General features: G+C 64.4%; 7 protein-coding genes. All 7 read right to left on the bottom strand.

Annotated elements, in window-relative coordinates; translation table 11 throughout:
• Positions 1 to 35: 35 nt before the first annotated feature.
• Positions 36 to 2258, bottom strand: a complete 2223-nt coding sequence (locus tag ACFV9C_RS16270) for a N,N-dimethylformamidase beta subunit family domain-containing protein (protein WP_380194339.1) — start codon at positions 2256 to 2258, stop codon at positions 36 to 38.
• Positions 2259 to 2969: 711 nt separating this feature from the next.
• A complete protein-coding gene (locus tag ACFV9C_RS16265; protein WP_380194337.1) occupies positions 2970 to 4019 on the bottom strand; it encodes a hypothetical protein in 1050 nt (349 codons plus the stop codon).
• Positions 4020 to 4205: 186 nt separating this feature from the next.
• Positions 4206 to 4646, bottom strand: a complete 441-nt coding sequence (locus ACFV9C_RS16260) for a DUF4240 domain-containing protein (RefSeq protein WP_380194335.1) — start codon at positions 4644 to 4646, stop codon at positions 4206 to 4208.
• 237 nt (positions 4647 to 4883) lie between these two features.
• Complete coding sequence (locus ACFV9C_RS16255) at positions 4884 to 5345, bottom strand: Hint domain-containing protein (protein WP_380194591.1); 462 nt, start codon at positions 5343 to 5345, stop codon at positions 4884 to 4886.
• Between the two features lie 90 nt (positions 5346 to 5435).
• Positions 5436 to 6485, bottom strand: coding sequence for an RHS repeat-associated core domain-containing protein (locus ACFV9C_RS16250; RefSeq protein ID WP_380194333.1), 1050 nt, complete (start codon positions 6483 to 6485; stop codon positions 5436 to 5438).
• Positions 6486 to 6568: 83 nt separating this feature from the next.
• Positions 6569 to 7069 carry a hypothetical protein gene (locus ACFV9C_RS16245; protein ID WP_380194331.1) on the bottom strand — a complete coding sequence of 167 codons (501 nt, stop codon included), beginning with the start codon at positions 7067 to 7069 and terminating at the stop codon, positions 6569 to 6571.
• The gene (locus tag ACFV9C_RS16240) at positions 7066 to 15555 is read right to left on the bottom strand and encodes a DNRLRE domain-containing protein (RefSeq protein WP_380194329.1); all 8490 of its coding nucleotides are present in this window, start codon (positions 15553 to 15555) and stop codon (positions 7066 to 7068) included. The genes ACFV9C_RS16245 and ACFV9C_RS16240 overlap by 4 nt, the downstream gene beginning before the upstream one ends.
• Positions 15556 to 15679: the final 124 nt, after the last annotated feature.

Below are 15679 nucleotides of genomic sequence, written 5' to 3'. Positions count from 1 at the left end.
ACCCGACGCCGTCGGATACCCGCCGTTCAACTGACTCAGCCCTGCGGGGAGGTCTCCAGCTTGTACTTCGGTACTGCCACTCGCACCTTCGCGGCCGTCGTGCCGGACGGTACGGCGATGGTGCCACGCGACACCCACTGGGTGAGGTTGCCGACGATGGTCGCGACTGCCTGCTGCGTTGGGGCGTCGACCGTCACGTTCCAGTTCGACGGGCAGCGGGCCACCAGGAAGCAGCCGTACGCGAACGTCGACCCGTTCAGCACGCGCGCACCGGACGGGGCCGTGTAGACGGTCGTTTCCATCGGCGCGAGGCGACCGTTCGTGTGGCAAGTCGCGTTCCCGCTGGCCACGGTGGTCTGCCCTGGCTGCTTGTAGAGCGCCGGCCAGACGTCGTCGACCTCACCGGCGATGAAGCCTTTGAGCTTGGTTCCAGTCGGGACGCCGTTGAAGAACCAGCCGCTCGTCGTCGTCAGATCGCCGGCGGTCACCGCGCAGATGTAGTCCGCACCCAGCAGCGGCTGCGACGCGTACGCATCGCCCTGGTACCGCCAGGTCGTCGAGTTGTAGCCGTCGGTGTACCGGTCGATGTCCCACGCGCGGCGCGTCTCGTCGGTGAAGGTGATCTGCCGGTACGCCGTGTTCGCGCCGAGGTTGGCGACGTTGACGCCGCGGGCGATCGCCTGACTGATCGCGGCCCGCATCCGCAGCGAGTAGTACTCGTCGTGGCCGGGCAGGAACAACGTACCGGCGCGGTCCTTCAACTGACCGCCGTACTGGTCGAGGTCGTTGTCGGTCCAGTACGTGACGTCCAGGCCCTTCGACTCGGCCCAGAAGATGAGGCCCTGCTCGAGGGTGAGGTACTGGCCGGAGCCCTGGCCCTCGTCGTACGGACGGTCGAAGCTGAGCCGACCAGAGCCGGTCGTGACACTGGTGTAGAAGTTCCGGCCGCCGTACGCGTTGTACGCCGCCCAGGTCGCGGTCGCCTGCTGGATCAGCAAGGCGTGCTTCGTCCCGGTGTCGTCCCGGACGGTCAGAGGTGCGTACGTCGCCTGGACGCCGTCGCTGATCTTGATCAGATACGTGCCCGGCGCCCAGTCCTTGTCGATCGGGATGCTGAGCGTCTTGGTCCAATCCGCCGCCGACACCATGTTCAGCGGCTTGCCGTCGGCCGTCGTACCGCCGATGGTCGCCTTCGGCTGCACCACGGTCGGTACGTTGTCCTGCCGCCAGATTTCTCGCGCGCCGAGGCCGGCGTAGTACCCCATCCGGTACGCGACGACGCTGACGTTGTTGCCGGAGGTGACCTTCAGGTCGACGGTGTCGCCGCAGGCCGCCGAAACCTTGGTCAGGTAGGCCGCCAGATCGGAGCTCGCGGCCGTCGAGATCACCCAGTCGGCCGTACCGGCCTGGGCGTTCTCGGCGCTCATGGTCGGCCAAGTCGTCGGACAGCCCGCGGCCGGCCCGGCAACCGCATCCTCGGCCAGCGCCGGCATCTCGGCCGGCGGCGCGATGTACGTGACGTTGGTGGAGCCCGACGTCAGCAGGGTGCCGGTCGACGTCGTCGCCTGTACGTTCAGGCTCATCGTCCCGCCGAACCGCGACAGCTTGACGCCGTTCACCGGGATCCCGAGCCGGGCCCCGGCCGCGACGTTGATCGGCGCCTTCGGCGTCCACGTCGCGAACCCGCCGCTGACGGCGAGCGTGCCGTTGACGGTCGTGTATGGGCCGGTCGCGTCGGTCGGCAGCTGCATCCGTACGGCGGCCAGCGTTCCGGCGCGGGTGATCGTGGCCTGGTAGACGAGGTTCGTCGTCTGGCCCGGGATCGGGTTCGACGCGACCACCGCAACCTGCGGCGTGTACGTGCGGATCGGCTGCAGGACGCCCGCACCGGACGTGATCACCTGGTTCGCCGTACCCATCGACTTGAAACCCAGGGTCCACGGACCACCGGCCGGCAACTTGAGCCCGTACAGCGGGATCGCCAGCCGAGCACCGACCGCAACACTGGTGGCCCGCGCCGGCCGCCAACGCAGTACCGTCGAGGTCACCGAACTGACAGTGCCGTTGATCGAGGTAATGCGGCCGGTGCTGCCGGCCGGGATCGCCATCGTGACCTCACGGATGGCGCCGGCCTTCACGACGGTCGCACGGAAGGTCAGCGTTGTGGTCCCGGTGGTCGCCTGCGTCGCGGTAACCGAAACATCCGCCGCAGCCGCGTCAGCGGCCCGATCAACGAACACGACCACAACAGCGGCCACAACCAGAGCAAGGGCTGCTACGAGCAGCTTGCGAAACATTCATTCCCCCAGGGAACAGGCGACGGTGACAGGTTTCCCCCGCGGAAGAGTAAGGAACAAAACCCCTTTGCGGTGATTCCGTTGCCCATCCGAGACCAAAACGGCCCAGACCGAAACCCTACGCACCGGTACGACAACGGACAGCCAACAAACTCCCTGCACTGCAACGAGCTTCGACCGCTTGGGAAGTCGTCGAGGCCATTAGTCGCGAGCCTTCAGTCAGCGCTGGCAACGGTCAACGCCCTCACGGAAAACAGGTCCTGCATGCAGGCTGCGCCGCCGCTCCGTCAGCTAGGTCCCAGTGGAGACGACCGGCGCCTCCTGCCAGAGCCAGCCTCTTGCGCTAGCGCCTTCGGCTCTCTCGCAGACACGCTGGCGTAGGGATCGGACCATGGCCGACTGGATAGATCCAGCGTCCAGTCGGCACTGGCGTCCACAGTCAGCAGGGCGCCATCATCCCGCCTGAACTCGACTGGTCCAGTCTCGGTGGGCGGCTGGTCCGCGACCTGGTGATGGAACGGCGGATGAACGCACAGCAACGGCCGGGGATCGTGTCGATCAATGCGGGGACACCGGGCTTCTTGCGCCTCCGGCCCGCTCCGCTTGACGAGCGCCTCGCCCACGCTCAACGCCGAGGAGCCTGTTCAACAGTTCGCGATCGACCGCGGGAAGCTATCGGCGCGGGGCCTCGTAGACGAGTTTGAACCGGTTGAACGCATCGGGCCAAGGCGCATCTGTGGGCAGCACCGGCGCCAGCGCCTCGAACACCCGGCGGACCGCTTGGCCCTCGTACTCCGACAACCGCGGGGTCGCCTGCAACACAGCACCACCCGACGCCAACTCGACCGCGTTCGCGAACGCCCCACTCGTACGAACCGCATTAATGCCGCCCAGCCGCTGCAGAACGCCCGCCGACGTGACCGTCAGCCACGAGTAGCCCCGAACCTGCGAGTCCGACAACGGCAACGTCTCCTCCGGGAAAGTCGCCCTCGAGACCTCAAGGGGTGTGCGCGTCCCGGCACCGCTCGTGTCATCGGCAAGGAACCCGAACACAGCCGGCCACCGGTCGGCCTGCGTGAGCAGAAACTCTCGCCACGACTCAGGTACCTCGTCTGGGATCGGATCGGTGTCACCCAGCGTGCCAACGGTGTACGTAGCGTCCAGTCGTAACCACTGCCGCGCTTCCGGCGGACGTTGCCGGTAAGCCGATATCGTCAGACTCGGGACTCCTGCATGTCCGAACCTGTTCAGGGTCGAGAACTTCGCCGACATCTCCACAGACACCTCCGTGGCATGCGACAAGAACCGCTCCCAATTCTTCGGCGACCACGCGCGCAGCGACTTCGACAACCGCCGCTCCCCCTGCCCGATCACCAGTAACGAACACCATCGCGAGCCAACCGGTCCAAACGGCCCACCCGTCGGATCATGCGGCCCCTTCGACACCAAACCCTTCGCTGGGAACTCGGCAATGAACTCTCCCGCAAGTTGTTTTGCCGCCGCCGTGAACCAATCCACAACCCGCGGACCCACCTCGGCAGAACCTTCCGGCAGCAGATAGTCCAACTCCGCGCGGAACCCACGCGCAGACTTCAACCGTGTCGCCTCATCTGCCGCCGTCATCTCATCAGCCAAGCACAATCGCGAGCCGTTCAGGTCGCCGCGCAACCCGAACGATGTCAGGTACGGGCCGACCGGAGAACAGGTCACACCGGCCAGCACCCCCGTAACAAGAGCCCCTGGCAGCAACCAAGCGCAGTAGATTAGCAGGGCGGACAAGCACTATGGTCTCCGAAAGAATGATCGCGGCAGGCTGAGGCCCAGCCTAGGCGCAGCGCTCACGGTCGACGGTATGCGCTCCCTACCGAGCCCGGACCCGCCGACGCTCAATTCCGCAGATCCTGCCGACTACCACCAGCCGGAGTTGGAGCCGGATTCGTAAGACGGACCATCCGTCGCCCCGACGGTTCGACCGAAGCGTTCCTCTGAAACATCAAGCGCAAGATACAGCAGAGATTCTGCTCCCTGACTAGCCGTTGATGTGAACGCCGAGAAGGATGCATTCCCTTCAAGCATCTCTGTCCACCGTTCTTCGCCGGAAAGGACGCAGGCGCATCGAGCATAAAGAAAGAAGTCAGCCGATTGGTCCATCACCGAGCCGTCCGAAAGTCTCGCAGGGACTTCCGCGTAGGCCCTCCGGTCGATATCGAATAGTCTCGCTGCGAGCCAGCGCTGGAAGGTAGCAAGTCGCGACTCTGGAAGCGTCTCAAGCGCGGTCCGCACCTCCTCAAGCCGGAGCTCGACGGCCTGCTCCGATGAGACATCACCGCGGCCAACAATGGCCCACATATTCTCTTGACTAGAAGAGTCTCTGCTGAATCCATTGGCGCGCATTGTAAATAACCTTCCCAGGCGACTCAAGTTCATTGCTGAGCGGGACGTTCATCTTCTCCAGTCCCGATTTGAAGATATATTCAGCTCGAAAGAGGTCGTCATTCGAACCGCATACATGAATGCAGATAGCATCCTTGGGATCATCGATGCGACCCTTACTTACGTGCTCCAATAATTGCCGAGCAAAGTTGTTCATCTTTCCAACATATGCCATCCCCGGATTGGCCAAGTCATCGAAGATATAGACTCCCTGATTCTTTCCACAGTTGTGCACCAAAACTGGAGCATCCTCGGCGAGCACATAGTACGTGCGGATGTCGCGACGGTGAGGTTGTACGCCGTCAGATCTTTAGTACTGATCGTGCTGCCCAAGACCGTAACAGCGTCACCGTCGGTGCTGCGGAGTTGGTCTCCCGGCCGTAAGTCGATCGCGTAGACCCATACGCCGCGGTTCGTTACCCAGAACGGGTGCTTGTCGGTCGCGTCGATCGTGCTCCCGTTCGATAGCCGTATCGCGACCATCGTGTGAACGCCATCGTGTCTGATGAGGTCGATCACCTTCTTGGACGCTGTAACGCCAGTGACTGGATCCGTGGCAACGACCATGTCACCGAGGGCGACGTCTTTGATCGCCTTACTCGACCCATCGGCCATCTGCACGCGCGTGTCGCCAGTGAAACTGTTCACCCTGCACGCCTCACCGAGCAACTTCGGCGCTACCTTTGATAGCACCTTCGGCAATGCCTAGGATGCCGCCTCGCTCACCCCGGCCTCCACCACCTTGGCGCCGGTACGCCCTAGGCCGGCTCCAGGAATGGGGATGCCGACAATTTCGCCTGCCGTGTAGGACTTGGAGTCGGTGTCTGCTCCGTTCTTCGCGGCGAAGTCGTCGTAGGCCGTGCCGAGCCCGCCGCCTCCGAGCACGTGGTAGATCGGCGCCAGCGGGCCTTGTTCCACGGCTTCAACGGTCTTGATGGTTCCGCTGACTGCTCCGCTCAGGAAGTTGTTGGTCGCCTTGGTGACCGAATCTTCTCTTGCGCCGACTGGGGTGGCGCCGTCCAGGGTGCAGCCTGTGCCGCAGCGTTGGAGGTTCTCAGTCGTGAATCCTCCGCCGCCGCTGGAGTCGAGGGCGTTCATGTGGCCGTTGAGTTCGATGCGGCTGATGGGGTTGCCGCCACCGAACATGTACCGGTTGGTGTTCCACGGATCAGAACCGAGCGACAGGTCGGACAGTGCGCCGTTGAACATGTCGCGGGTGAGGAACCGGTTCAGGCCGGGGTTGTACTCGCGGAAGCCCATGTCGTAGGTGCCGGTGGCGCCGTTGAAACGGGCGGAGTTGAACCGGTAGGGGTTGACGATGTCGGCGTCATCGGTCGCGGTGCCGGTGATCTTGTCGTCACCCGTCGTACCGACGTTGTCCGGCTGGCCGTAGGCCGTGTAGCGGTAGGTCGAGGTGGTGGAGCCGGTCGAATCGGTCAGGGTTTCGACGTCGCCATGCGGGTTGGTGCCATAGAACGACTTCTTCGACGTGGTCCCGTTCACCGGGGAGTCGACCAGCGACAGGTTGTCGCCGCCGGCGCCGTACGAGTACGACTTGGACGTCTTCCACGTCCCAGCCGTGTCCTCCTCTTCCTCGGCGGTGACCTGGTTCGCTAGCCCGACGAACGTGTACCGGGTGGTGATCGACTGCGCGGTGCCGACCTTTTCAGACTCCCTTGGCCAGGCACTGCACAAGTCCCGAAGGCGGGCAGCGTGGTATTCGCGGACTATCACCTTCATCGTGCCGGCAGCCATCCGCCAACGTTTTCATTAGCGACCATGAACAATATCCCAGGCTTCTGCACCCGGGAGCTCAACTGCTTTCGCCCAGGACAGCTTCAGGAATCCTGGTCCCCTACACGCCGACCGGGCATGCCTCGTGAATCCGATCTAACGAACCGCGCACATTCCGGCGAAATGATATCTAGAACTTCCAGGCACGCCTCAGTGAAGGCCGCCGGGCCAAACACAGCCTCACGCACAAGTAACCATCCGCCCGCGGCCGCTTCCTCAAGGCATCGTGTCCCGAACTCGTCATCGCGGTAGCTCGCGGCCTGCACCAAGTGAAAGAGCAGATCGAGAATTGCGACACGGACATTCTCGGGACGTTCGTCGATCAGAGACGCCAACAACACCGAGATAGTGGGTTCAGCTGCGCTGACGATGTCATCCTGCACGAAGACATGGTTCTCCACCATCTCCCAGAGTCGCTGCCTCTCACTCGGCCGTCCGTCGGCGATGAACTCGGTCAACTGCTGACCGAATCGAGTCGCCGGACCGTCGAGCAGCAGATACCTCGACCAGTCCACCGCTCCGATGACCACATCTGCGACGCTCAATTCCCGCTCCTCAGTAATTGGTCCCACGCCCCGCCCGTGTCGCCCTGCGTGCCTGCAGGAAACAAGGACGGTGGGTACTTCGGCTGGCAGACCACGCACACGTTGATCGGTTGCCAAGTCACCTGGCCTGTCGCGGCATCGCGACGCCATCCAAACGGTCGACTCATCTGCCCGCCTGGTTCGACCGCCTGAGCAGCATCCTCAGCATGGACGCCTCCTCGCCGCGATCCAACAGTCTCGATTGTGCCATCCGCCCGCCTGACACTGACGTATACGGCACTTGACCGATCGGGAGCGCCGGACGGCTTTAGCACGGGTCGTGGATCCGGTACTGCCCTCACACCTTCTGCAGCCCCGTCGATGACGTTGCCAGCGACCTTTTCGGCCGCGACGACGCCGCCTTTCTCGCCGAGTCTTACACCGACGCCGACTGCGCCACCGGTGGGGATGACCATAGGCCCGAAGATGCGGCCGACTTCGTAGGCGCGGCTGTTGGTGTCCACACCGGCGCGGCCCTCGATCATGTTGCGGTAGACCTGGCTCGCCAAAGGGAGCCCGGTGGTCTTGTGCAGCAAGCTCGGTGTCACCGGTCCGGCGACTGTGTTCTCGCCGAGTTCCAGGACACCTTGCACCGTGCCGGCGCCGATGTTCTTCCAGGTCTCCTTGACCTGCGCATTGTGGTCTTCGCTCGATGTCGTGATCGGCAGACCGGTCCACCCGGTCGACGACGTGCCCCCGGTGCCCTCATCAGAGTTCAGATGACCGTTCAACTCGATGCGGCTGATGGGGTTGCCGCCGCCGAACATGTACCGGTTGGTGTTCCAGGGGTCGGTGCCGAGTGACAGGTCTTGGAGGGCCCCGTTGAACATGTCGCGGGTCAGGAACCGGTTCAGGCCCGGGTTGTACTCGCGGAAGCCCATGTCGTAGGTGCCGGTCGCGCCGTCGAAGCGGGCGGAGTTGAACCGGTAGGGGTTGACGATGTCGGCGTCATCGGTCGCGGTGCCGGTGATCTTGTCGTCGCCGGTGGTGCCGATCTTGTCCGGCTGGCCGTAGGCGGTGTAGCGGTAGGTCGAGGTGGTGGTGCCGGTGGTGGCGTCGGTGAGGGTTTCGACGTCGCCGTGGGGGTTGGTGCCGTAGTACGACTTCTTCGACGTGGTGCCGTTGATTGGGGAGTCGACCAGGGACAGGTTCTCCCCGGACGCGCCGTACGAGTACGACTTGGAGGTCTTCCAGGTGCTGGTGGAGTCGAGCTCTTCCTCGGCGGTGACCTGGTTCGCGAGGCCGACGAACGTGTACCGGGTCGAGATCGACGCCGCGGTGCCGACCTTTTCGGACTGGTTGACCACGCGGTCGAACGGGTCGTAGGTCTGGTTGCGGGTGAACGTCGGCGTGCCAGTCGTGTCGAACTTTTGCTGGCGGGTCAGGCGGTCGTAGCCGTCGTAGGCGTTCTGCTCCACCACCTGCGCGCCCACATCCGACGTGGTCGCGCGACCGAACACGTCGTAGCGCTGATTCACCGTCGTCGACCCGGTGACCGTTTTGGTGAGGCGGTTGCGGTCGTAGGTCATGGTCGACGTGGTGGCGCCGATAGTTTGTTTGGTGGTGTTGCCGGCCGCGTCGTACTCGTACGCCTCGTTATCGCCCTTCTCGACACCCGTCTTCGTGACCGCCGCGAGCTGCCGGGCCGGCGTGTAGGTGTCGGCCGAGGCCTGGTCCAGATACGCCGACGAGTTCGCTTGCAGGACCTTCTCGACGTCGAGTGAGCGGTCGCCGTCGAGGTTGTAGTACAGCGAGTGAGACGAGACGAGCTTGCTGCCGCTGGTCTTCTCGGACAGGATCCGCTGCAGGCCGTCCTCGTGATACGTGAACGAAGCAACGTTGCCGTTGGGTTTGGTGATGGTGGAGCGCCAACCACGCGGGTCGTAGGTGTAGGACCAGGTGTCCGTGCTCGTTGACGCCGAGCCGGCCTTGACGGTGTCGACCAGGTTGCGGACGTCCCACGTGTAGCCGGTGTAGCGCGACACGCCGACGGTGTTCGCGTCCGCCGGCCGCTGGGCATTGGTCGACAGGACGTTGGAGTCGAGGTCGTAGGTGTAGTCCGTGGTCGCCTTGCTCGTCGCGCCCTTCAGCTCCTCGACCTTCGACGTGCGGCCCAGGCCGTCGGTAGTGACCTTGTAGGTGTCGGTGGCGGCGTTGGGGTTGTTGTCCTTGACCTCGGTCTGCTGACCGTTCTGGTCGTAGTTGTAGGTGAACGACCGGTTGTCGACAGGGTTGCTCGAGACCAGCTTGATCGCGTCCGCGGACACCACACCCGTCGCCGACGGCGCCAAGGTGATGGTCTTCGCGACGCCGTTCGGGAAGCTGTAGTTGCCCAGGTTGACCCACGGGGTGGCTGCGGTGCAGGCCTTCTGGTCGACGGTCTTGGTCGCGGACCCGGTGGAGTGGTTGATCGTGTACGTCGCCGCGGTGGTTGCGTCGGTGGCGACCGGGCAGGAGGCATACACGTCGAACGAGCCCGCGACATCGGGCAGGACCCGCCAGCTGAACGTGTCCGTCGAGCCTGTTGCTGCTGCGTGGGTCAGGTAGTTGGCGCCTTGGGTGTTGGTACCGCCGGCGACAGGTGTCCATGTACCGGTCGACGTCGTCTGCCAGGTGTCGGCGTTGTCGACGATGTCGACCGGCTGCTGCGCTGCGGTGTCAGACCGGGCCTGCAGGGCGCCGTCGGGGTAGTAACCCCACGCCTGCGTGCGCTTCGCGTCATCGCCGGGCACGGTCAGCGTACGGTCGGTCTGCTGGCCCAGCTGGTTGTAGCCGTAGGTCGCGGTGATCTGCCACGGGTCCGTGGAAGTCTTGATGTCACCTGAGCCGTAGTAGGTGAAGTTCGTCCACTGCGCACCCGACGACCCAAAGGTCGGCTCGGACTGGGCCTTGATCTCTCCGGTCGGGTAGTACTGGATGAACGTGCTCGATGGCGTCTTGTACAGCGTGCTGGCGGTGTCGAAGGCGGACTTGTTCTGGATCGGCCGGTTGTTCTTGTCGTACACGGTCTCGGAGTACAGACCACTCGGCCGGGTCTGACGAGTGACGTTGCCGACCTCGTCGTACGCCGACTTGGTGACCCACTGTTCCTGGTGACCGCCGATCGCGGTGTGCGGGACGCTGACCTCGATCGGCCGGCCGACCTCGTCGTACTTGGTCGTCTTCGTGTGACCGGTCTGGTTGATCTCCGCGGTGACCAGACTGTCGGCGTCGTACACCGTCTTGTTGGTGTAGCCGGCCGCATCGGTGACAGCGGTGGGACGGTGGTTCAGGTCGTAAACCGTCTTGGTGGTGTAGTCCGTTGCGGGCGATGCGTTGCGCAACGGGTCGATCACCGTGGTCTGGTTGCCGACCTCGTCGTACTCGTAGGTCGTGGTCGGCGTCTTCGTGACGCCGTTGTCGACGAACGGGGTCTCGACCTTCAGAACCTGACCGATCCGGTCGTAGGTGTACTTCGTGACGAAGTCGTTCGGGTCGGCCGTGGTGGTGACGCCCTTGGGCGCGGTCTCGGTGACCTTCCGGCCGAGCACGTCGTAGGTGTAGGCCAGCTGCCGGCCGGTCGTGTTGTTGTCCGGCAACGTCTTGGTCAGCAGGTTGTCGGCGGCGTCGAACGTGGACACCGACTCCGCACCGTTCGGCGCGGTCTCCTTGGTGACGTTGTCGTTCAGGTCGTAGTCGGTCGCCGTGGTCCGCACCACGGTCCCGTCATAGGGCGTGGTGACCTTGGCCGGGCGGCCGAACGCGTCGTACTCCGCCGTCGTCAACCGCTGCTGCGCGTCCTTGACCTGCAGCACGTTGCCGCGGACGTCGTAGGTGAAGTCGGTCTCCGCAAGCAGCGGATCGACGATCGCGGTCGGGAAGCCGCTGGCGTCGTACGTCGTGTACTGCGTCGCGTTCGACCGGGCATCGGTCGCCTTGGCCAGCGTGCCGTCCGCGTTGTACTCGTAGGCCGGCCCGAAACCGAGGCCGTTCTTCACCGTCTTGACGTTGCCGTTGGCGTCGTAGGTGAAGGTGTTCGACCGTCCGGCGGCGCTCGTCTTCGACATCAGCACGGTCGGCTTAGCACCGGTCGCCAGCTTCTGGTAGGTCAGCAGCACACCTGGCAGGTTGTTCTTGACCGCCATCGCGTCCTTCACGATGAGCGGATAGCCGGTGTCCGGGTCGTACTCCCAGGTCGACACCGCACCGTTCGGCTCCTGCAACCGGATGACGTTGTGGTCCTTGTCCCAGGCCAGCAACGTGGATTTAGTGCCACCGATAGCGTTCTGGTTCGCGTCGATGATGCTGGTCGTGCGGCCGAAGACATCGACCCGGTACGTCGTCACCGACGGTGTCGTCCCGTTGAGGTCGGTGACGGTCGCGACGAGGTCCTTGGCCGGCGACGAGTTCGGATCGGTGTAGTCGAACGTTGTGTCGTTGCCTCGCCGGTCGGTGTACTTCTTGGCCCAGCCCGCGAGCCTTGAGTTCTCCGTCGACGTGAAATAGTCGATCTTCGTCTCCGCTGTACGCGGGTCCTTGACCGAGATCAGCTTCGCGTTGCCGTTGGTCGAGGTCGAGTTGTAGGCGAGCTGGAACGCCTTGACCGGCGCACCTACACCGAACGTTGCCGTCGCCTCGTCGAAGTCGCCGCCGTCCTCGAGCTTGGTCAGCTGGTGCGAGCCGTTGTAGCTGAACTTCAAGGCCCGGTGAGAGATGTCACGGATCCACACCAGGCCGGCCGTGTCCCAACCAAGCCTCAGCACCTGCCGGTTACGGGCGTCGGTGACCGCCACCAGCTGGCCGTTGGCGTTGTAGCTGTACGACATCGTGTTGCCGTTGCGATCCACGACCGAGGACTGCCGGCCGGTGGCGGAGTTGAAGTAGAACCGGGTGCCGTCCGGACGGGTGAACACCCACCCATGCGCGTCGTCCGCAGTCTTGTCACGGCGCAAGTCAAGAGCGACACCGGCCGGCCGGGTATACGTCGTCTCCTGCGTGGTATCCGTGGCGACCCGGTAGAACTGCGTCGTACCATCACCGTCGATGAACGACACCACGTTGCTGTTGTTGACCAACAGACCGCTACCCACCCTGGCCAGCGTCGCCGCCTGCACCGACACCCCGTACCCGGCGCCGGCATCAAGGCCGTCCAGGGAGTTGTAGGCCAGCCGGACGAACGCGGACGGACCGATCGACGGGTTCGACAATGCGTCGTACGACCACACGACGTTGCCGTTGTAGAGGTTGGTCAGCAGTTGTGAGCCGCCACCTGTCTCCTCGCCGGCGTAGGACAGGTACTTCTCCAGCCCGAGCTTGTTCGAGGTCGGGTCCTCGACATACCGGTCCACGCACACCAGGCCCGAGATCACCACCGCGCAACCCTGCGACGGCATCGTTGTGTTCGCTGACGGGGGGTTCGTCTTGGAGTACCAGGCGGTGCCGGTCCACAAGTCGAGGTACAGGTGGTAGGCCTGCCGCTTCGTGCCGCTGTCGGAGTTGATCGGGACGTGGATCGGAAGCTGAAGCACCACCGATTCACCCGGCGCCAACGCCTTGCCCAGCGGCACGAAGTTCCGGCCGCTGGGCACCGTCAGGTCGTCCCAATTCGGGGTGTTGCTCGGAGTTGCCCACCGATACGACAACTGCAGGGTCGACGGCCACGCCTGGTTCGTCGTGTTCGTCACCGTGACAGGAGTCGTGACATCGGTATTCGGGTTGAACCGCTCAGGAATCTCGTCGGCCTGATAGGTCTCGGCCTGGTTCTTCGCCAGATGCTCGATCCACAACCGCGGCCGGAACAGCGTGTCCGGGGACTCACCGTTCGTGATGGACACCAACTGCTGACCCGTCGCGTCCGGCGCCTCGTTGCGCGTCTTCAGCAGCAGGCCGTGGTTGTCGCCCGGATTCTCGACCCAGGACTGCAGCTTCGTCAGCAGACCGGCCGAGGTGAGGGTCAGTCGTTGCGCGTTGCCGTCGGGGCGGACCGACCCCAGCAGCGCGGACGAGTCATAGTCGCCACCGGGCGTGGTCCAGTTGATCGTGGAGGTTGCCTGGTTCCAGGTCGCTTCGGTTTCGACGAAGTCCCGGTTCAGCCCGAACAGGTCGAAGTCCGCCCGGCCGGTGCCCGAACCGTAGTTCGAGTACAGCTCCACCCGCGCGTCGGTGACCTTCGTGCCCTGCTTGATCGCTGACGTGTCGAACTTGAAGACCCCGCGCTCGTCGCCGTACGTGGGGTGGTTGTTGCCGACCTGCACCCAGTACCGGGTGTTCCCCGTGCCGCCGTCCGGGCGTGACAGGTTCGTGTTCTGGTACAGCGAAGCATTGGCCAGCGTGGTGTCGGAGATGCCGCCGGTGATGTCGCCACTGAAGGACTGCAGGATGCGGCCCTCACGCGGAGTGGTCACGGTCTGCACGTTCGAGGCGGCCTTGCCGTTCGACGCCCCGTCGCCCACCAGCCGCGCGACGACCCAGTAGTTGTAGGTCGCCGGATCCGGATCACCCGTGCTCTTCACAGTGGACGGTTTCGCGGTGTCGTCGGTGAACGACGTCACGTCCGGCGGCACCGTCCCGACCAACTCCATCGCGGCCGGCGACGTGGTCGAGAAATAGTCACCGACCGGCGTGGCACACGTGTTCCCGGGCAGCGCGCGGCAGCCGCGGAAGATCTGGTACTCGACCAGGTCGTCGTCATCGGCCGGCGTCGGGTCGACGTACTTGCTCCAGGTCAGCTCCGGCCCAGAGGCGTTGATCGTCGACGGCGGGTTCAAAGTGACACCCGGCTCGTCGTACGTGATCGTCAAGTTCGGCCGCGCGGCGGTTTCCCCACCGAAGGTGTCCTCGCTCGCGGAGTAGTACAGGCCGCCGGCCGGCGCGGTCGCCGGGTTCTCGTCGACGGCCTTGAGCATCACGCCGTAGTTCGGCGACGAGCCGTTGATCCACGACTGGACGTAGGAGCCGAGACCATAGGAGTGCCAGCCGTCGCGGTCGCCGGCCTGCTTGGTCGCCGTCGAGTACTTCGTCCACTTCATCGCGTCCGCGATCGGGATCGTCAACGCCTGGGGCGACTGCTGCCGCGTGATCTTCACCTGCGTTGTGCTGCCCGGACGCGAATGGATCGTGCCCAGCGTGTACCACAAGTCACCGCCCGGGCCCGGCGTACCGGCCGTCTGGTTCCAGGTGACGTTCTGCGAGGTCACCTGACCGTCGGCTGTCGCGCCGACGAGCGTGGTTGGCAACTGGCCGCGCACGCTGTTCGGGTAGTAGTGCCCCTGCACCTGATAGTCGCCGTCGCTGGGGACCCGCGCGTTCCAGGTGAAGGTGTCCGGTGTGGTGCCGGTTGGGGCATACGAGAACCAGCCGTTGATCGCGGACGCGTTGGACTGGGCCTTCCACGAGCCTTCGTACGACGACGACAGGGTGTCCTGGTCGTCGACCTGCACGATGTTGGTCGCGTACGTCCCGTTGAAAGCCGTGTTCATCGAGGACCAGGTGGCCGTCGACTCCGACCAGTCCTGCGTCACCTTCACCGCAGAGAACGGCAGTTTGAAGTCTCCGCCGAACCCGCCGCCGTAGTGCAGGTTCAGATCCGCCGACCGGATCGTCGTGCTCGCCGGAATCATCGACAGGTCGAACTTCACCAGACTCCGCCACGTGTTGTGCGACGCGTCATCACCGACCAGCATCGTCGAGTTCGTGCCATACGTCGTCGACGCGTTCGCCTCGGAGATCGACGTGTCCTGCGCGGCCGCCGGATCCGGAACCACCACGATCGTCGGGTCGATCACGATCGGGAACACCCGCTCCTTGGCCGTCAGCCAGGACTGATCCGGCTTCAGCGTCAGCAGCGTCTTACCGCCCTGCTGGCTGACCGTCTGCGTGATCTTCTCCGAGTACCCCGGCTGTCCCAACCGGTTCGCCGCCGACGAGTCGTACATGTTCGGCGCCGGGATCACATACTTCGGACGCGTGTCACCGTTCTTCTTGAAGAACCCGATCGACCCGTCCGGCTGCGCCTTCGCCGTCAACCCGCTGGTGTGCAACTCGAACGTGTACTCCTCCGCGGCATCGGCAGCAGCCGTCAGTACAACGGTCTCCTTCACGCCCGTGCGCGACACGTAGTACCGCACGTCCGCCGTACCGAACACGTCCGCGAACGCCACCGACGAATCCTTCACCAACGGCGTCAACGGCCGCTTCTCACCCGCCGCGCCCAGCCCGATCGACGTACCGTCCGCCTCGAACGTCAGCAACCGATCGCTGAACTTCCCGAACCGCGTCCGGAACGTGTTCTTCGAGTTCTCGAACGAGTCGTCGCCCGACCCCGGCGTGACCGTCGTGTCGACGTTCTGCCACTTGCCCTTGGAATCCTTGTAATGCACAGGTTCCGTCGACAACTCAACCTGCGTCGTACCGTCCGACATCCGGTAACTGGACGACGACTCCGTACGCCGATCCTCCAACTCCCGCACCCGTGTCGGCTTCCCAGCCGCGGAAGACGTCGTCGACGCCTTCGCAACCCGCGCGGGCAAGGGCGGCGCCAGCGGACCTACCGCCGCACGAGCCACCTGCGGCACGGCGACCTGCACAGCCTCC

This window comes from Kribbella sp. NPDC059898, assembly GCF_042730855.1.
GTDB lineage: Bacteria > Actinomycetota > Actinomycetes > Propionibacteriales > Kribbellaceae > Kribbella.
This window is presented reverse-complemented; position numbering and strand designations above follow the sequence as displayed.

Excerpts from the sequence above, each read along its gene's own strand:
- ACFV9C_RS16250 (WP_380194333.1), bottom strand. The coding sequence starts at position 6,485 with ATGGCTGCCGGCACGATGAAGGTGATAGTCCGCGAATACCACGCTGCC.
- ACFV9C_RS16255 (WP_380194591.1), bottom strand. The coding sequence starts at position 5,345 with ATGGCCGATGGGTCGAGTAAGGCGATCAAAGACGTCGCCCTCGGTGAC.
- ACFV9C_RS16260 (WP_380194335.1), bottom strand. The coding sequence starts at position 4,646 with ATGTGGGCCATTGTTGGCCGCGGTGATGTCTCATCGGAGCAGGCCGTC.